At 39.0% G+C, this 18,280-nt stretch carries 15 protein-coding genes and 1 pseudogene; 4 read left to right on the top strand and 12 right to left on the bottom strand.

Annotated elements, in window-relative coordinates:
* Positions 1-172: 172 nt before the first annotated feature.
* The 6 genes and pseudogenes from E4O04_RS05830 to E4O04_RS05805 form a co-directional block, all read right to left on the bottom strand.
* Positions 173-922, bottom strand: a pseudogene (locus E4O04_RS05830) (transposase).
* A 95-nt stretch (positions 923-1,017) separates the two neighbouring features.
* Complete coding sequence (locus E4O04_RS05825; RefSeq protein ID WP_253684899.1) at positions 1,018-2,280, bottom strand: peptidase U32 family protein; 1,263 nt, start codon at positions 2,278-2,280, stop codon at positions 1,018-1,020.
* A 10-nt stretch (positions 2,281-2,290) separates the two neighbouring features.
* Positions 2,291-3,223, bottom strand: a complete 933-nt coding sequence (locus tag E4O04_RS05820) for an alpha/beta hydrolase (protein WP_253710507.1) — start codon at positions 3,221-3,223, stop codon at positions 2,291-2,293.
* 40 nt (positions 3,224-3,263) lie between these two features.
* Positions 3,264-5,054 (bottom strand): ABC transporter ATP-binding protein, encoded by a 1,791-nt coding sequence (locus tag E4O04_RS05815; RefSeq protein WP_253710505.1) that lies wholly within the window; start codon positions 5,052-5,054, stop codon positions 3,264-3,266.
* Positions 5,055-5,113: 59 nt separating this feature from the next.
* Positions 5,114-5,707, bottom strand: a complete 594-nt coding sequence (gene rdgB / locus E4O04_RS05810; RefSeq protein ID WP_253684902.1) for an RdgB/HAM1 family non-canonical purine NTP pyrophosphatase — start codon at positions 5,705-5,707, stop codon at positions 5,114-5,116.
* Positions 5,637-6,650 carry a nucleoside-triphosphatase gene (locus tag E4O04_RS05805; RefSeq protein ID WP_253684903.1) on the bottom strand — a complete coding sequence of 338 codons (1,014 nt, stop codon included), beginning with the start codon at positions 6,648-6,650 and terminating at the stop codon, positions 5,637-5,639. The genes rdgB and E4O04_RS05805 overlap by 71 nt, the downstream gene beginning before the upstream one ends.
* Before the next feature lie 260 nt (positions 6,651-6,910).
* Between E4O04_RS05805 and E4O04_RS05800 the strand changes: the two genes are divergently transcribed.
* Positions 6,911-7,786: a DUF2225 domain-containing protein gene (locus E4O04_RS05800; RefSeq protein ID WP_253684904.1), complete on the top strand. Its 876-nt coding sequence runs from the start codon at positions 6,911-6,913 to the stop codon at positions 7,784-7,786.
* Positions 7,786-8,592 carry a tRNA pseudouridine(38-40) synthase TruA gene (gene truA / locus E4O04_RS05795; RefSeq protein WP_253684905.1) on the top strand — a complete coding sequence of 269 codons (807 nt, stop codon included), beginning with the start codon at positions 7,786-7,788 and terminating at the stop codon, positions 8,590-8,592. The genes E4O04_RS05800 and truA overlap by 1 nt, the downstream gene beginning before the upstream one ends.
* 12 nt (positions 8,593-8,604) lie before the next feature.
* Here the strand turns inward: truA and E4O04_RS05790 are convergent, their stop codons facing one another.
* Entirely contained in the window at positions 8,605-9,285 is a 681-nt protein-coding gene (locus E4O04_RS05790; protein ID WP_253684906.1) for a PrsW family intramembrane metalloprotease, read from the bottom strand.
* A 102-nt stretch (positions 9,286-9,387) separates the two neighbouring features.
* Here E4O04_RS05790 and E4O04_RS05785 point away from each other — a divergent pair, with 102 nt between their 5' ends.
* Entirely contained in the window at positions 9,388-10,143 is a 756-nt protein-coding gene (locus E4O04_RS05785) for an NAD-dependent protein deacylase (protein WP_253684907.1), read from the top strand.
* Between the two features lie 305 nt (positions 10,144-10,448).
* On the top strand, positions 10,449-11,930 hold the full coding sequence (locus tag E4O04_RS05780; protein ID WP_253684908.1) for an HDOD domain-containing protein: 1,482 nt from the start codon (positions 10,449-10,451) through the stop codon (positions 11,928-11,930).
* 20 nt (positions 11,931-11,950) lie between these two features.
* Here the strand turns inward: E4O04_RS05780 and E4O04_RS05775 are convergent, their stop codons facing one another.
* The 5 genes from E4O04_RS05775 to E4O04_RS05755 all read right to left on the bottom strand — a co-directional run bounded on the left by E4O04_RS05775 (position 11,951) and on the right by E4O04_RS05755 (position 18,273).
* A complete protein-coding gene (locus tag E4O04_RS05775) occupies positions 11,951-14,041 on the bottom strand; it encodes a flagellar assembly lytic transglycosylase (RefSeq protein WP_371922282.1) in 2,091 nt (696 codons plus the stop codon).
* 36 nt (positions 14,042-14,077) lie between these two features.
* Positions 14,078-15,166: a LysM peptidoglycan-binding domain-containing protein gene (locus E4O04_RS05770; protein WP_253684910.1), complete on the bottom strand. Its 1,089-nt coding sequence runs from the start codon at positions 15,164-15,166 to the stop codon at positions 14,078-14,080.
* An 88-nt stretch (positions 15,167-15,254) separates the two neighbouring features.
* The gene (locus E4O04_RS05765) at positions 15,255-16,292 is read right to left on the bottom strand and encodes an EF-P lysine aminoacylase GenX (RefSeq protein ID WP_253684911.1); all 1,038 of its coding nucleotides are present in this window, start codon (positions 16,290-16,292) and stop codon (positions 15,255-15,257) included.
* A 30-nt stretch (positions 16,293-16,322) separates the two neighbouring features.
* Entirely contained in the window at positions 16,323-17,558 is a 1,236-nt protein-coding gene (locus tag E4O04_RS05760) for an ABC transporter permease (protein ID WP_253710501.1), read from the bottom strand.
* Entirely contained in the window at positions 17,551-18,273 is a 723-nt protein-coding gene (locus tag E4O04_RS05755; RefSeq protein ID WP_253710499.1) for an ABC transporter ATP-binding protein, read from the bottom strand. Before E4O04_RS05755 ends, E4O04_RS05760 begins: the two co-directional genes overlap by 8 nt.
* Positions 18,274-18,280: the final 7 nt, after the last annotated feature.

Here is an 18,280-nt window from a genome sequence, read left to right as displayed (position 1 = left end):
TTAAAAGAAAGCATTTACACAGTTTTTTGGACAAGGCCGGCACCTAAAAACCTATTTTTAGTGTACCTATTTATTATTTTAGTAGCTTTTTTATAAATTGTCTAGTGTAAAACTTGGATTCTTTATCTTATTTCCCTTACTTTTCATTTTATTACCTATATGCTCCCTCATTTTATTTCTTTAGATAGCAATAACACAAATTAGCTGTTAAGTTCATCATTATTATCGAAAATGTTGCACGAGCTAATCCTATCGTTCTTACATAGATACCTTTCATTGAGTTTGTCATAAAGCCAAATACATGTTCTACTCTCGCCCGTATTTTTGATTTTTTTCTGTTACTGATTTTTTGTTTTTTAGTAAGAGGTTTTCCTCTTGCTCCTCTTTCACAAATTTATTTTTCTTGCCATTGTTCAGGAATTTTTCCGTTTTTGATTTGTTCATTTTCATCTTTGCTGTTATGCTGTATCGGAGCTTCTACTATTGTCGCATCTATTATCGTTCCCTCTTTTCCTATTAAGTTATTCCTAGCTAATTCTTTTCCAAACTTTTCAAATAACTTTTTTGATACTCTCGCTTCAATGAGTTTTTCTTTAAAAAGCCATATTGTTTTTGCATCGGGTACTTTATCTTTTAATTCCAATCCTAAAAATCTCATAAAGGATAGCCGATCGTTTATTTGATATTCCGTTTGATCATCACTTATGTTGTATAATTTTTGTAAGATTATTATTTTAAACATCATTACATAATCGTATGCAGGTCTTCCGCCTAAACCTTTTGACTCTTTGGTTAATGCTTTTTTTAATAGGGGTTTGAATATTTCCCAATTTATTTTTTCGTTTAATTTTTCAAGACTATCTCCTAACTTGCTTAATACTCTTAAACGATCTTCTTCATCAAATAATCCTTTTTGTTTCATACCTCATTTTATCATCTTTTTAATCTTTTTTAAAGGGGGTTTTTAGAGGTGCCCTATAGCATAGGTTAGGCATTTTTTCAATTAAGCGAGGCGGGTTAATTTGTAACTAAGTTTTCCCTGCACCTTACCAAAAACTTTTCGGCGATGGGCTTATCGGTTTTGATGATACAGGGGTGGCCGTGGCAGACCCAGTCCATTTTTTCCTTTGTGTCTGGTTTTAGAAGGGTATAGCCCGTATCTACAATAGAACAAATATCGGGGCCGACATATTCGAGAGGAATACCGGCATCTATCTTGTTCATCGAAATAAACTCGTATTCGTTTTCTGACAATTTTTTGCCGATTTTGCCTGCCAGCATGTAGGGGGACTTTGACTCGCCTGCTGTGGTTTTGTTTGCTTCCGCACTCGAAAAATAAAAGCCGGTGGTAAATTCCCTATGGGCAGTGTTATACAATTCTTCAACAAAGGGAGAGGCTTCATCGGCGCTTATCTTTCCGTTTAAAAAATCTATTTTTTTGCGGTAGGCTCTTGTGGTCAAGGCAGTATAGTAAATGCTTTTCATACGGCCCTCTATTTTTAGTGAATCTACTCCAGCTTCTTTCATCTCGTCGAGGTAGTCTATCATGCAAAGATCCTTTGAAGAAAAAAGAGCCGTATAATTTTCGCCCTCTTCTACGGGGAAAAGTTCTCCCTTCCGCTCGGACTCTTCGACAAAGAATTCTTCCTTAGGTCTTTCGGAATACATCTTGTAGTTCCAGCGGCAAGAATGGGTGCAAGCCCCGGCATTTGCGCTTCGGTCGGTAAGGTAGGCGCTTATAAGGCAGCGCCCCGAATAAGAAATACACATGGCCCCGTGCACAAAACATTCAAGCTCCATTTCGGGAACCCTTTGTTTTATCTCGCGCACCTCCTCAAGGCTTGCTTCCCTTCCCAATACCACGCGGGAAAAGCCCAAGTCCCTGTAAACCTTCACGGCCTCATAGTTTATGCAGTTTGCCTGAGTGCTTAAATGAAGCGGAATGTCCGGAAAGTTTTCTTTTAAAATTCGGGCAGCTCCCAAGTCTTGGACGATAAAGGCATCGAAGGGATATTGCTTAAAATATTGAACTTCTTTTAAAAAGTTTTTTAAGTCCTCATTGTGAAAGCTTATATTTATTGCGCAATAGAGTTTTTTTGTTAAGCCGCGCTTTTTGTAGGCTTCTTTTAAAAGAGAAATATTTTTATATTCTTCTCCCGAAAAATTATCGGCCTTAGCCCTAAGCGAAAAATTCTTTAATCCTATATAAGCTGCATCGGCTCCGTACTCCCATGCATAATCCAATTTTTCAAAATTGCCCGAGGGCGCAAGAAGTTCCATTTTTATTCCCCTATAAATTCGCTTGATTTTCTATCAAAGAGCCGCTCTCAAAAAACGAATTTATTTTTTTTCCTATAGCTTCAACTTCGAGGTGAGCATCGGCAAAATAGTCGGGAACGGCTTGAAACAGGTGAGGCATGTCTTTCATTTTATCGAGCTCGGCCCTTCCTCCGGCCTTTTCGATTTTTTCGCAAAGACGGATCGAATCATCCAAAAGAATCTCATTACTTCCGCATTGAATAAAAACGGGAGGAAAGTTTTCAAAACTTCCAAAAATGGGAGAAACAAGTTCATTGCTAAGATTTTTTTCTTCGGTGTATAATTGGGCAGCGCCCGCAAGAGTCCCTTGAGAAAAAACAAAGTCTTTCTTTCGGTTAGCATTCAGTCCTTCACTTGAACAGGTTAAATCGGCCCATGGAGAAAATAAGACAATTAATGCAGGAAGAGGAAGATGTTTATTTTTTAAATAATGAATCAGCGAAAGAATTAAACCGCCTCCGGCTCCGTCTCCTGCCAAAATAAGATTGCCGGGATCTGCAGTATGAGTTTCTACAAGTTTTGCATAAACCTTATAAACATCTTCAAGGGCGGCAGGAAAGGGATATTCGGGGGCAAGCTTGTAGTCGGGTAAATAGAGGTCGGCAGAAGCCTCATGAGCAAGGCCTGCACAAAAGGAGCGGTAAGCTTTTTTTGTGCCGCTTATAAAAGAGCCTCCATGAGCATATAGGATTACCCTGCCTGAAACCGCCATCTCAGGCTTTAATACATCGGTATCAACACCGCGCAATTCGATTTCGGATAAGTCTACATTATTCGGTACATGTGGAGAATAAAGAATATCGTCATAGGCAAGCCGCAACTCGTCTATGGTATGTTTTCGAGAAAGAACGGCCTTTTTAAATTTCTTTTTTAACTCGCGTAAATCCTTCAATTCGTTTTGCACTTAAATGTCTCCATTTAATTAATTGGTTTTAGGGTATCGGTTAAAACTCATCGAGCTTGCGTAAATTTGCATAGATACCGTTTAAACTTAAAAGCTCCTCGTGAGTGCCTCTTTCCATTATTCCTTCATCGGTAACTACCAAAATCGTATCGGCATTTCTTATTGTAGAAAGACGGTGAGCTATAACTATTGTCGTTCTCTCCTCCGAAAGTTCTTCAATAGCTTTTTGAATTAAAATTTCGTTTTCGGTATCGAGGGCCGAAGTTGCCTCGTACAATATCAAAATCGGAGGATTTTTTAAAAAGACTCTGGCAATCGAGATTCTCTGCTTTTGCCCGCCTGAAAGTCTCACACCCCTCTCCCCCACATAAGAATTATAACCGTCCTCCAAACTCATAATAAAATCGTGAATGTGAGCATTTTTAGCGGCATCAATAATTTCTTCATCGGAAGCATCGGGCTTACCGTAGGCTATGTTCTCTTTTATGGTTCCGCCGAAAAGATAAACATCCTGCTGTACAATTCCGATATTTTCACGCAAGGACTTTAGTTTTAAATCCCTTATGTCCTTTCCGTCTATGCTTATCTTTCCGTTTATCACATCATAAAAGCGCGGAAGAAGGGAGCATATCGTCGTCTTTCCTCCGCCCGATGGGCCGACCAGAGCAAGGGTCTTGCCTGCAGGAATATCTATGGAAATATTTTTTAAGATTGCTGTAGTCTCATTGTAGCTGAAATCTACATTTTCGTATTTGATATTTCCTCTTACATCTTTTAGCTCGACGGCATCTTCCTTTTCGGTGATTTCCGGTGCCGTTTCTACAATCTGTAAAAAGCGCTTAAAACCGGCAGCTCCCTTTTGGAACATCTCAGTAAAATTGATAAGTAGATTTATCGGGGCTATATAGATATTTATATACAAGACATAGATGGTCAAGTCGGGAATGGTCAGTTCATTTTTTGCAACAAAAAAACTTCCGGCTAAAACCGTTACAATAAAGAATAAGCCCTGCAAGAGACCGTTTACGGCAAAAAATTCTCCCATCTGTCTGTAGTTTATATATTTGGAGTGGACAAAGGCCTCGTTTGCAGTATAGAATTTTTTGCTTTCCAACTCTTCGTTTGCAAAGGACTGCACAACCCTTATCCCCGAAAGAGTGTCCTGCACCTGCGAATTTATTCCGGCTATTGTTTTGCGGTTGAGCATAAAAATTTTACGCATCTTTTTGTTTTGGAAAAAAGTGAAGATGAACATAAGGGAGGTAACCGAAGCTAAAATAAGGGTCAGCCTTACGTTGATAAAACAAAGAAGCGAAAAAGAACCTATTATCTTAAGAAAAGAAATAAAAAGGTTTTCGGGGCCATGGTGGGCCAATTCCGAAATATCGAAAAGGTCTGAAACAATTCGGGAAATCATATCTCCCGTTTTGTTCTTATCGTAATATGAAAAGGAAAGACGCTGCATATGATTAAAGAGGTCATTCCGCATATCCCTTTCCATGCGGGCTCCCATTATGTGCCCCCATGAGGTTATAAAATATTGGGCAAAATACCTTATTATATAAAGGCCCAAAAGAATTACGGCAATTATAATCCCAAGGTATATAATGGCCGAAGCCTCTACATCAAAACTAAAAATAGTCTTATCTGAAAAAAGCAGGACTTCTCCGCTTCTTATTTTTGGAATTATCCTTGTTAAGTACCTTATCACCTGAGGGAATACCAAATCTACCGCAGAAACTAAAAGAGCGCAAAACAGATCAAAGAAAAATAAGAATTTATAAGGCTTGTAATAGTCCGCAAATTTTAAAAAGGTGCTTTTTTTGTGCATAGTTCACAATAATATACGATAAATAAAAAAAAGTAAATAGGCGATTTTAGATTCACCTCTTACAAACTATAAAGACCTTCTATCAGTTTTGTTATAGCTCTAAGAGCCCTGCCCCTGTGGGAGACCGAATTTTTTTCTTCCGGTTTAAGTTCTGCAAAGGTTTTTCCGAAATCCTCTACAAAGAAGATAGGATCGTAGCCGAAACCTCCCGCCCCGGCAGCTTTTTCGGTTATAGTTCCCTCGCAAGTTTCCTGCACCGAATAAAAACGGTTTTCATTTAAAAGAAAAATCATACAGCAGGCAAATCGGGCACTGCGTTCTTTTACCCCTTTTAATTCTGCAAGAACCTTGATGATACCGGCCTCGGCGGAAACATGCTCTCCATTGACAGCACCATAGCGGGCCGAATGAATTCCGGGAGCACCGTTTAAAAAATCGACACAAAGACCGGAGTCATCTGCAAGAACCGGAGCCCTCACAATATCGTAAAGGGCCTTAGCTTTTATCATAGCATTTTCAAAAAAGCTGCTTCCCGTTTCTTCAGGATCAAAGTCTATGCCCTCGTCTTTAGGCAAAACAATCTTATGAGACGGAAGAAGCTCTTGTACTTCCCTTTGCTTGTTTACATTTCCCGATGCCAGATATATTTTCATGCTCCGGAGTATACCACATTTTTAGACTCTTGGCAATATTTTTATCGATCGTACCCTTATATAGATTTATATATTTTCCTATATCGGTGCTGCTTGGAGCCTTTATCTGTCTTCTATTTAATCTTTTTGTTTTGTCCCATAAATGCCGGTTATGTTGTAGTGAAAAACAAATCTTTTTAAGCTGAGTTTTTGTATTATAAGTATGGAGTAAAAGATATTTAAAAAGCTGAGCCTTTACATAATACCTGTTTCTATTGCCGACACAATAATTTATTTTTTCATATCTCCTAAAGCAAGCAGACTTTAGATCATGAAGAATAGAACATAGAAGCCATGAATCCATTTTAATTTCGGCAGCTATTTTATCGATCAAATCATCATCAAGAAAAAAACAAGCCCTGCAAGCAAGTAAAAAGATTTTTCTATGTTTACACGGCATACTAAAATAAAGCTCTCTCATATGAGCAGTTTCTTTTGAGGATCTTTTTTCATCTTTCAATCCCAAGTCCCTTAGGTTTACATCGCAGTATGCAGGAGCCGGCTCAGCAACATAAAAGTTAAAATTTTCATTTAAATCATACTCGCCCATAAGATACTCCCATCTTGCTTCTTCTTGATCTGCAAGAACGGTATCGTTTATCTCAAGTCTTACGGTTTTACATTTAAACGTCAAATAATAAAAACGAATATGATTTGTTAAATAAGTATAAAAACTTGACAGTGAAGGATTATAATTTTCCAAAATCTTAGGAAGCTTATAATAAAAATTAAGTAAAAAATCACTGCGTAAATCTTCATCCTTAAAACACACGCCAAAACTTTCCAAGTTTACATAAATCATCTCAAAGATAAACATTAAAAGTTTTTGTTTCATTGAAGGATTGGTTTTATTAAGATTGTAGGCCTTGACAAATTCCTCTCCTTTTTCTAAACTGAAATTCACTTTTTTATCTCCTTTAACTTTAATAATTATATGTTTATAGAAGCAAAAAGAGTGCAAAGCGGCGGTTTGAAAAAACTTTTAAAAAAAAGATTATTTGGATGTTTTTTCATTTTTATCGCCCCCAAAAAATGAGTTTTTCATTTTTTTTATAAGGGCTCAAAAAATTATCAATAAAAAAATGAGTTTTTCCATAAAAAGACTAGGTTTATTAGTCGTCAGAGGACAAAAAATACCGATAATTAAAGACGGAGAGCAAAATTATGATAAGAAAACATGTAGAAAAAGAATCTCGAACAGGAAGTATAACTTTTTATTCAAAGGAACAGGTCCAGTGCCCCGTATGCAGTACAAAATTTAAGAGAGAAGAGCTGCATTCGGGCGGAGGAAGGCTTATAGCCGGAGATCTGACCGATGAGTTACGCAGACTTTATGAACCCTCGGCAAAATACGGAGAAATATTTCCTACAGTGTACAATTTGACCGTTTGTCACAAATGTCTTTATACAGCATTTCCTCAGGATTTTTCAATTCCTTCCCGTCCGGTTATCGAAAAGCTTTTTGAAAACACCGAACTAAGGTATGATGCAATAAAAGGCCTTTTTCACAATATAGACTTTACAAAATCACGCGGCCTAAATGAAGGGGCGGCTTCCTACTACCTCGCTATTTTGTGTTACGAACTTTTTGAAGAAAAATTTTCGCCCACAATAAAGCAGGCTATATGTTCAATAAGGGCGGCATGGCTCTTTGACGAACTGGGTAAAAAATATCCTGAAGAAAATTATAAATATGTTTCGGATCTTTTTTACCAAAAAGCAACCTTCCTTTATCGCAGAGCCCTTGAATTGGAATCGACCGGAGAAGAAATCATTGCCGGCTTAAAATCTTTCGGCCCCGATGTAGATAAAAACTACGGATATGACGGAATCATTTATCTTTCCGCCCTTCTCGAATACAAGTACGGCCAAAAAATAGATATGGAAATGCGCCTAAAACGCTTGGACTATCACAAATTTGCCCTTGCAAAAATGTTCGGTCTAGGCAGATCCAGTAAGGCCAAGCCGGGCCCAATCTTGGAAGCGGCAAGAAGTCTCTATGATATTCTAAAAGTAGAATTAAAGGATGTCGACGATTAATGGAGAGCACCCAAAACCAAAAAAATATTCTCCTTACCCTCTCCTATGACGGCACAAATTTTTGCGGCTGGCAAAAGCAAACCAAGGAAGGAAACGAAACCTTTAGAACGGTTCAAGGAGAATTGGAAAAAGCCTTAGCCAAAATACACAAGCATCCAATCGAAACAAACGGCTCAGGCCGTACGGATTCGGGAGTTCATGCAGCCCGCCAAGCCGTAAACTTTTTTAGCGATATAAAAAGCATGAGGGCCTCAAATTTTTTACCGGCCCTCAACTCAATCTTACCTAAGGATATAAGGGTTATGGATGCAGCCGAAGTTTCCACCCTTTTACATGCTCGCTTTAATGCTCTTTCAAGAACTTACCGCTATAAGATCAAATGCGGGAAGACAATCTTTGCTCATGAACAGCCATATACCTGGCACATAAGGCGGTATCCCGATATAGCCGTCTTAAATGAAATGGCCTCCTGTCTTTCGGGAGAATTGGATTGTACAGCCTTTTCTGCGGCAGGGGATCAAAGTATAAGCAAATCACGCTATATCAAAAAGGCAGTTTTTTTTATCGAAAACGATTATCTTATTTTTGAAATTTGCGCAAACGCCTTCTTATGGAAGATGGTCCGGTCGATAGTGGGAACTCTTTTGCATTTAGACGAAATCGGAGCTTCAAAAAAAGATTTTAAGGAAATCCTAGAATCAAAGATGAGGGAAAAGGCAGGCCCCACTGCTCCGCCCCAAGGCCTTTTTTTATGGTCTATAGAATATCCCAAAGACCTGCTTAAAACCCAGCCGGATACTTTTTAATAGAAAATAAAGCTAATTACTCTTAAAGCGGTCATATCTGTTCACGGCATTAGAAACCGTAAAGAGCACAAGGACAGCTCCAAAAATCATAAAATAAGAACCTATAGAAAAGAACATATTATAAAGGCCGTGTATTATCCATGTAAAAAGAAAAGGCCTTATAATATTCCTTGTTTTTTGCACCATACTTATTTCAAGATAGTATACGCCTAAGCCTGCATGCAAGATATTTGAAGTAAAAGATCTAAGCCAAATCGATTCGGGATAGCGTATCACATAAGCAAGATTTTCAAAAGAGGCAAAAATTAAACCGTAAAAAACCGATAAAAGCATTAGGATTCTTATATTAGCCCTCGTTTGAGCCGGAGTAATCTCATCCATATTTTTCATCTTATCTGCCCAAAGCAATTTTACAAAAATAGAAAAAAGCAGAGCCTTAACAGCTTCTTCCGGCAAAGAAGAATGAACAAAACAGTCAAAAAGAATGCCGTAAGCATAGCTTTTAGTTTTTAAAAAATCCTGAAACAAAAAATATATGATGGTCTGCATTAAAATCGAAATAAGGACAGCAAAAAATGAAAACAAAAAAATATATAATAATGGTTTAACCGATAAATTTTCTTTTCTTCTAATGATAAGAGCCCAAACAATTGAAAGTGCAAAAGAAAGAAACATAATTGCGGCAATCTGCATATATAAAGCATACATTGAAAAAGAATTAAATTCAAGGGGTTTATCGGACAAGGTCTTTATTTTGATAGGAAAATAACTTATACTGTTATGGGAGGAAAGAGTATGGATAAAGAAAAAGATGATTATGACAAGCTTTTTTCGTCAATAATAAACGCAAAACACCTCGTTGCCTTTACGGGAGCCGGAATAAGCACGCTTGCCGGAATAAAGGATTTTCGGGGAAAGGACGGACTTTATAAACAGCCTAATACCGAAAAAATGTTCGATATAGATGTGTTCCATCGGGATCCTTCCGTTTATTACGGAATGGCCAAGGAATTTATATACGGATTGGAAGAAAAAAAACCTGCAATCGTGCATACCGTCCTAGCCGAGCTTGAAACAAGAGATATTCTAAAAGCCGTAATAACCCAAAACATTGATTTACTCCACCAAAAGGCAGGGAGCAAAAACGTAATTGAGATACACGGCTCCCCCTCCGTTCACTATTGTATAAACTGCTCTTACACAGAAACTTTTGAGGAAACGGCAAAAACAGCTAAAACCGGAGCAGTACCCCGATGTCCCAAATGCGGAAGTCCTATCAAACCGGCTATAACCTTTTTTGGAGAAGCCCTGCCTCAAAAAGCCCTGATGCAGGCAGAAGCTGAAGCCTCTAAAGCTGATTTTATGCTGGTTCTGGGTACAACCCTCTTGGTCTACCCTGCAGCAGCCCTCCCCGCCTATACTTTAAGAAACGGAGGCAAAATAGCGATCGTAAACAATCAGCCGACTCAATTAGACTCCTATGCCGAGATTTTATTCGATGATTTGGAAGAAACCTTTGAAAAAATCGACAAAAAATTAAAGAATTTATAACTTTTTTTATAAATTCGCTTGACAAAAAAGTAAGAATATGGTAACTTACATCTAGGCACAGATTGCGGGTAGTTATCCAAAATTACCTGCGTAAAGCGTTCATAAAAGTATTTGTATGTGAATGGTTTATACTCTATTTTAATCGCTCCGGTCCGCATACTCCCGGAGCGATTTTTTTATCTATAACATACAGTGTAGGCATTTAAGATTTAAGACATCAAAACCGATAAATAATTGAGAAAGATTTACAGTAAATTGCTTAAAAGGTATTTATTTTTTTTTATTTATGTGTTAGGATGTTATTCATGGAAAAAGATAAAAGAATAATCGTTGATTCAGAAAAAATTGAAACGGCCATACGTTTGGGTGTTCCTATCGCTATAACTTCATATACTTTGCCTAAAGAAACTGAAGTTTATATAACGGATGTCATTTCCGAATTTTTAAAGCAGCTTCATTGTACAGACATTACAGACTACATCGTATACTACACAAATGAGCTCACAACAAACGCAAAAAAAGCCAATACCAAGAGGGTCTATTTTAAAGAAAGAGGGCTAAATATTTCCGATGCCGAAGATTATGACCTTGGTATGAAGGATTTTAAAGAAGATACAATATCAAACATGGAGCATTACCTTGCTCTTCAAAAAAAAGCCGGCCTCTATATCAAAATGGCCCTTCAACTTAAAAATGACAATATAGTCCTTGAAGTAAGCAATAACTCGGCCCTGACACGCCAAGAATTTAAGCGTATTTTTGACAAAATAGTCAGAGCACGGCAATTTTCATCATTGGATGAGGCCTTTACTCAAGTTTTAGACAACACCGAAGGAGCCGGTTTGGGCCTTGTAATAATGGTTTTAATGCTTAAAAAGATGGGGCTAAACGAAAAGGCCTATCAAATAGATGTTGTAGACGGCGTTACAATAAACCGAGTTACAATCCCCCTAAGATTAGAGTTAAAAAAAGAAGCAGAACCTCTTACAAGGGCTATTGTAGAATATATCAACGAAATACCACAATTCCCCGAAAATATTATGCAGATACAGAGGGCTATTAACGATCCTGACTCAAAGATGCAAAAGATTGCACAGCTTATAAGCAGCGATATAGGCTTGGCAACGGACCTCTTAAAACATGTAAACTCGGTGGCATTCGGACTTTCCAAGCCGTGTATGAACATTGTCGAAGCCGTTAAGTTCGTAGGCTTAAGAGGCATACAGAACTTGCTTTACTCGATGGGAACCATCAAAATATTGGAAACAACAGAAAAAGAGCAAAAGCAAATTTGGGAAAATGCCTATAGGCTGGCCTTTTTCTCCTTAAATGTTGCAAAACTTACAGGAAAACGTACTATAGTCGATGACGCATATATTTGCGGCCTTCTGCATGACCTTGGAAAAATCATCTTAGGCTCTATGTACCCTGAGCTGGTTGTAAAGCTGGCAGAAATTCAAGCCGAAAGGAACATTCCTCCGCAAGTTATGGACATGATTATGAGCGGAATGGCTCAAGCAGAAATAGGAGCCACCCTTGCAGAAAAATGGAATTTCCCTGAGCCGATAATAGTAACAATAAGATATCAGGATAATTTTGAAAACGCACCCGAACAGCACCGGGAATTGGTTGAAAGCGTTTGCTTTGCAGACTTTATGCTCAATTTTTCACAAGAAAAAATAGATTACTACCAGATTCCTGAAGCCTTGCTGAAAAGGTTCAAAATAAAATCGGAAGAACAGCTTCGAAAACTTTGTGAACGCTTTGAATTCGCTTTTTCAAAGTAAGAACCATAAAAATATCAGCATTAAATATCAGGAAAAAGCTCCTTTATAATCTCGCGGTAGTTCTTATTGTAATATAGATGCCCGTATATAATTGCTGCAGCAAGAACATTTCTGCCGTAGCCTCTTGTTTCTGCGTAAGCAAGACCTTCTAAAAATAAGTCTGTCGGCAAATCGCCGGCCTGCCTTACCCAGCGTTTGACGGCATTGGGACCTGCATTATATGAAAAAAGAGCATGCATAATTTTTCCTCCGTTACGGCGTATCATATCCGAAAGATAGAAGGCTCCGAAACGGATATTTGTATCGGGATTGTTAAGGTCATAAGTCTCCAGCTTTAGACGGCGGGCAATATCGGCAGCCGTGGGCTTCATCAGCTGGGCAAGCCCTATGGCTCCCGCATGGGAAACAACCTCAGGCTTAAAATAGCTTTCACTTCTAAGCAGGGCATATAAAAGATATTCAGGTAAATTGTATTCGGCAGCATATCTTTTGACAGACTCAAGCCAAGGCCGGGGATAGATTAGCTTTAAGTGTTCTTCTCCAAACTCGGCACCTTCGGAGTTGACCGCAAAGGTCATAATCCTCATGGAGTCGGCATAATTAGAATTTTCGGATAAAACTTGCGAAAAAAAAGCGGCATCTTCCGTACCGATTTGAGGATATAAAACGGTAATCTTATTGTACAATTGGGAATAAAGTTTATATTTTACAAAACCTTTTAAAATTTGTATGGTATCTTCCTCCGAAAAGGAGCCGGAGCCTTTTCTTTTATAATTTTTTCCGTATGGGGAAGATGCGATAGGAAGCCCAAGCTGATAAGCGGACATAAGCCTGTAATAAAAAGAATTATGGTCTTTTTCATAGGCTTCACGGTACAGTTTTTTAGACTCCTCACCCGATAAGTTTTTAGAGCGTGCAAGAATATAGGAAAGGCGAGCCTGAGCCGAAAAAAGATTGGTTTTTTGAACAGCCTTTTGAAGTTTTTCAAGGCCCTTCCAATCCCGTGAAAGAACCAGCTTCATACAGGCATGAGCTGCAAGCTCTTCGTAAACTAAAACATTTTTCCATGAAGGAGCAGAAACACAAAGCTCATCAAAAAATACCTTAAACGATCTATTTTTTTCTATATCGAGAATGTACCAAAGGGCAACATCATAATCATAGGCTTGAGGCGGATAGGTCTTAGCCTTTTTAAAAAGTAAAAGCGCCTTTTCGGTATTTTCCTTTCCGCCCATTTTTAAACGCAGGCGGGCAGCATAAAAAGAGTACATGTATTTTTGCACGATGTAATCCGAATGCTTTGCGGATTTTTTTTCGTAAAGTTCAAGCTTATTTTCAAAAAGAAGGGCATCTGCAGCATAATCGGAGGAGCCTGATAAGGCGGACCTTCCTGCATCGGAAAGAACAGTCCTGTTTTCAAAATACGGATTATCTTCCTTTTCCATTAAGTTTTTAAAAATAGGCCATGCATCTTTAAACCTAGATTCAAATGTTAATTTTCTTGCGGTTAGAATTCTAAAAAAATCATCTCCGTAGACTTTTAAATCAGTCTTATTCTTTTCGATATTCTCTAAGCCTTCAATAAGTTCGGCATCAAATTTTTGAGCATTAAGATAGTCAGGCAAGGCCTTGTCCATTTTTTTTAAATTACCCGATAAAAATAAGAGCCTTTGGATTTCGGACCTTACAGCCTTCTCTTTTTCTGCCTCCGATTGAGCGGCTTCCAAACCGGCAAGCTTTTCTTCAAGCTTTTTAAGTTTTTCTTCATTGGATAAAAGCGCATAAAGTTCATCATCGGCCAGTTTTTTATACGGCATAGGAGTATTTTTTACCGCATACTCAAAATAAGCCCTGGCCGATTCATCATAGATTTTTTTATCGGCAGACCTTACCCTCGCTTTTTTAAGAGCAAGGCCTATATAGTATAAGGATGAAGGATCGGTATTATATAATCGTTTCAATTCCAAGGGCTGAGGTTTTAAAAAACGGTAAAAATTTTCCGAATACAGATCCTCAATTAAACGATCTTCTGCGGTCTTATCATAGGAACCTGCACACGACAAGCTCGAAAGGCAAAAGCAAAAGCAGAATAAGACAAAACCAAAGCGTATAAAAAATTTAGAGTTTATAAAACTATCCCTTCAAACTTATTTAGGCGGAATATCTATATAGGTACCGGCTATAATAAGATTGGGATTTTTAATTTTATTGTAATCCGCTATCTTTTTGTAAAGCCAAGGTGTTTTGTAGAAGGTCTCGGATAGATCCCACAAGGTATCACCCCATTTGATCTTATACCTTACCGCTCCCTTGGAAGTTACATTCGATTTTTTTTGAGCCTCAGCCTTTTTCTTGGCAGCAGCCTTCCGTTTAGCTTCTTCTTCCGCCTTCTTTTTAGCCTCAGCAGCGGCCTTTTGCTTAGCTTCCTCTTCAGCTTTTTTCTTGGCTTCGGCTTTTTGTTTAGCTTCTTCCTCAGCCTTGCGTTTAGCTTCGGCGGCTGCCTTTTCGGAAGCATCTTCCTTAGGAACATTCGAGGTCGTAGCATTTACGTCTTTTTTTTGCTCTTGCACCTTTTCAACCTTTTCAGGTGCGGAAGCTATCATATCCTTATCTGCAAAGGGCATTTTTTTAGTCAAAAGAAGAATGGCAAATACAAGGGCCGTTATACAGAGGATTATTATAAGAATTATAAGCCACATAGGCATCTTTTTCTTTTTTTCAGGCCTTTCTTCATCATTACCGTAAAGTTGAGAATCGGCAGTATGAGATTCGAAAGATTCATCAAAAGAAGAATCTTCTTTTGATGACAGATCGCTTTCTTTTATAAAATAATCATCATCACCGCTTTCAAGACCTGACGAGTCATCTAGGGAGGCAAAATCAAAGTCTATACCGTCAAGACTTGCCTCATCAAGATTTTTTAGGGAAACCCTTAAAGACTGATGTGATCCTGATCCTTCATCTATGGCTTCGGCAGAAAGATTTTTTTCTTCATCAAGTTTTATTTTTAAATTTATAGTAGGATCTCCTGCAGTCCCCATTGAAACGTCTTCCACAATAAGGGAGCCTATATATTCAGGCTCTGTTTCTTCAAATTGCTTAAATAAATTTATTTGAACACTCTCTTGATTATCTCTGACTGTGGTCAATTCCAGAGACTGTTCCGACAAAGCGTCTTCGTCCAAAATCGGGAAAAAGGTCCCATCAGCAAGTTTGATTCCTATTTTTGAAGCCATATCGTCCTCCTGCAAAATTCCAAGTTTAAATAGTTAATTATAGCATCTATAACTATTCTAAACACAAAACAAGTTCTTGTCAATGAATTTAAAAATTATTATGATAAATTATAGGGGCGAGAGTTTTTTTTCCCGCCAAAAGCATGATAAGACGGTCAAAGCCCATCGCAGCCCCGGAACAAGGCGGCATCTTAGAGCAAATTTTCCCGAAATCCTTTACCGGAGGATGAGGAACAAGGGCATTTTTTTGTTTTAATGCGTTTTCATTTTTAAAATAAGAGTCGATTTTTTCAGGATTTCTTTCTTCGGTGTAGCAGTTTGCAAGCTCAACGCCGTTCAAATAAACCTCCCAGCGCTCAACCGTCTTCCATTCGAGATCTTCGTTTTTTTTGTTTAAAACTTTTTGAGAATTTTCTTGGGCAAGGCAGGGGACAAAGGCCGGATAGTCCAAAAGGGCTATGAGCTTATTTTGGGGAAGATTGGGTTCAACCGCATGAACCAAAATAAGCTCGTATAAATCGTCTTCTTTCCAATCCGAATAGTTTTTAGCTTCGCCAAGGCCCAATTTTTCCGCATAGGCAGCAAGCTCTTCATGAGAATGTTCGGTGCTTAAAGGCACTCCTGCATATTTTCTAAAAGCCTCATCCATGGTAAGGCAGTCAAAGCCCCTTGATAGGGTTTTTAAAACCTCCCCGTCAGCTATAGGATTTTCTTTTACCCTCTCGGCAACATGATTTAAAAACGCTTCGGTTATCTTTACGGAATCCTTATAGTTTGCGTTTACAGTGTAATATTCAAGCATGGTAAATTCGGGGCTATGGATATTGCCTATAGACTCTACATTGCGGTAGCATTTGGAGATTTGAAAAACCGAGCGGGAAGTTTGGGCAATGACGGGCTTAATATAAACTTCGGGGGAAGGCACCAAAAAAAGAAGCTTTTTTTCGTTCAATCCCTTTGATGCGGCAGGGCTTAGATACTCCGTTTTAAAAACTTCCAAACAAGTTTCAGGGATGAGCTCTCCCGAAAGAGCAGGAGTATCCAATTCCAGATAGTTCTTTTTAATAAAAAATTCCCTTGCAGCCTGAATGGTCAGGGCACGCAATTCCAAAGCTTCAATATCCATAAATAGACCTCAAGTATTTGTAAAGAGTTTCTATTCCGCGAGGGCTTGCACAGGATCCAGCCTTGAAGCCTTGATCGCAGGATGAAGGCCGAAAAAGATGCCTGTACATACACTTACCGAAAAGGCTATAAGGGAGCCCGAAAAATTGGGCAAAAAAACGATTTCGGGCGGAAAAAAGAAGTTTACAATCAGTTTACTGATCACAAGCCCCAGCACAATCCCTATAAGCCCCCCTGTAAGAGTAAGAGATGCCGACTCTATTAAAAACTGCATCCTTATTGCTTTGCCTGTAGCCCCGAGAGCTTTCCGTATTCCTATTTCTTTTCGGCGTTCGGTAACCGTAACAAGCATTATGTTCATAATGCCAATGCCTCCGACCAGGAGGGATATGCCGGCGATGGCGGAAAGCACAAGGCTTACCATCCCCGTAATCTTACTCATCTGCTCAAATTGCTGGCGGGCAGAATAAACCCAGATAGCAAAACGGTTACCTCCCGAAACCTCTTCGGAAAAATCCTGAATCTTTGCTTCAACTTTTGAGGTGTCCTCCGGATTCGAGATAACTACCTCGGCCGCCCAAACAGGTTCGTTTCTATTTCCTAAAACCTTGTTTAAGGCAAAATTTCTCGGTACAAAGATTGCGTCCGATGTGCGTAGGATCCAAGTGTTTTTCGGCTTTACGACTCCTATCACTTCAAGCCTTAGAGTTCTGGGAGGAGCATTTTCTGCACTTGAAGGAATCTGCAAGGTAATAAATTTTCCGACAGCCCGGCCTTCAGGAAAAAGCTGGAAAGCTATCCTGTCGCCTATAAGAGCCTTTTCCGCTCCTGAAGAATAGTCCGAAGAAGAAAAAAAGCTGCCGTAATCCATGACTACTCGGTGAGACTCAAGCCTTTCGGCCTCTATTCCCTCTATATCGCTAATTTCAATCCGCAAGTTATTCCTTACAACTGCGGCTTGAAAACGGTTTGAATAAAAAACATGCTTTATCTCAGGGATTTTTTTTATAAGCTTTTTGCGGAAAGCCTCATCAAATTTTATGTCTCCGCTGCCGCCGAATTCGGGATTTCCCATCTGGGTTCCTATATTGATTATATCCATGCTGAACTCTTCAAACTCCTTTACCATGCTGTTTGAAAGGGAGCTTGCAAGGCTTGTAACAATTATAACCGAGGTAACTCCTATCACTATACCCAAAAGAGAAAGAAGGGTGCGCATCTTGTTCGTTTTAAAATTATGAAGGGCATTTATAAAATCTTCAAACATTTTTACCCCCTCCCGTTTTTTCTATACCGGCGGCATTAAGGGAATCGGCTACCACAAGCCCGTCTTTTAGATGGATTGAACGAGGAGCAAGAGAAGCAATTTCTTGATCGTGAGTTACCATTATGACAGCTGTCCCCGTTTTGTTTATCGTTATAAAAAGATCCAAGACAGAATGTCCCGTTTCGGAATCAAGGGCACCCGTGGGCTCATCGGCCAAAATAATCTTAGGATTTGTAACAAGGGCCCTCGCGATGGCAACCCTCTGCTTTTGTCCGCCTGAAAGCTCACCCGGCCTGTGTTTTAACCTGTCGGAAAGGCCAACCTTTTCAAGCTCTTCTGCAGCCCGTTTTTTTCTTTTATCTAAGGAAAGCCCCTGATATCTCAAGGGGAGCATTACGTTTTCAAGCACATTTAGATTGGGAAGGAGGTAGTATTGCTGAAAAACAAAGCCTACGGTTTTATTCCGTAAGGCGGCAAGCTCGTTTTCTGTCATGTCGGCAGTGATTACACCGTCCACATAAATTTTCCCCGAAGTCGGCCTGTCGAGACAGCCTATCATATTCATGCAGGTGGACTTACCAGAGCCCGACGGCCCCATTATAGAAACAAAAGAAGATTCTTCTATTTTAAAGGAAACCCCGGCAAGTGCCCTAACGGTTGTTTCTCCCATCTCAAAGGTTTTAACTACATTTTCAAGGCGTATAATATCGGCCATAACTAAA

Origin of the sequence: Treponema sp. OMZ 799 (assembly GCF_024181365.1) — a bacterium.
In the GTDB taxonomy this organism is placed as follows: Bacteria; Spirochaetota; Spirochaetia; order Treponematales; family Treponemataceae; genus Treponema_B.
This window is presented reverse-complemented; position numbering and strand designations above follow the sequence as displayed.

Bases quoted from the DNA above. Each gene is read 5' to 3' on its own strand.
- E4O04_RS05790 (WP_253684906.1), bottom strand. From the start codon at position 9,285: ATGCAGATTGCCGCAATTATGTTTCTTTCTTTTGCACTTTCAATTGTT.
- E4O04_RS05800 (WP_253684904.1), top strand. From the start codon at position 6,911: ATGATAAGAAAACATGTAGAAAAAGAATCTCGAACAGGAAGTATAACT.
- E4O04_RS05780 (WP_253684908.1), top strand. From the start codon at position 10,449: ATGGAAAAAGATAAAAGAATAATCGTTGATTCAGAAAAAATTGAAACG.
- E4O04_RS05760 (WP_253710501.1), bottom strand. From the start codon at position 17,558: ATGTTTGAAGATTTTATAAATGCCCTTCATAATTTTAAAACGAACAAG.
- E4O04_RS05755 (WP_253710499.1), bottom strand. From the start codon at position 18,273: ATGGCCGATATTATACGCCTTGAAAATGTAGTTAAAACCTTTGAGATG.
- E4O04_RS05765 (WP_253684911.1), bottom strand. From the start codon at position 16,292: ATGGATATTGAAGCTTTGGAATTGCGTGCCCTGACCATTCAGGCTGCA.
- truA (WP_253684905.1), top strand. From the start codon at position 7,786: ATGGAGAGCACCCAAAACCAAAAAAATATTCTCCTTACCCTCTCCTAT.
- E4O04_RS05770 (WP_253684910.1), bottom strand. From the start codon at position 15,166: ATGGCTTCAAAAATAGGAATCAAACTTGCTGATGGGACCTTTTTCCCG.
- E4O04_RS05825 (WP_253684899.1), bottom strand. From the start codon at position 2,280: ATGGAACTTCTTGCGCCCTCGGGCAATTTTGAAAAATTGGATTATGCA.
- E4O04_RS05815 (WP_253710505.1), bottom strand. From the start codon at position 5,054: ATGCACAAAAAAAGCACCTTTTTAAAATTTGCGGACTATTACAAGCCT.
- E4O04_RS05785 (WP_253684907.1), top strand. From the start codon at position 9,388: ATGGATAAAGAAAAAGATGATTATGACAAGCTTTTTTCGTCAATAATA.
- rdgB (WP_253684902.1), bottom strand. From the start codon at position 5,707: ATGAAAATATATCTGGCATCGGGAAATGTAAACAAGCAAAGGGAAGTA.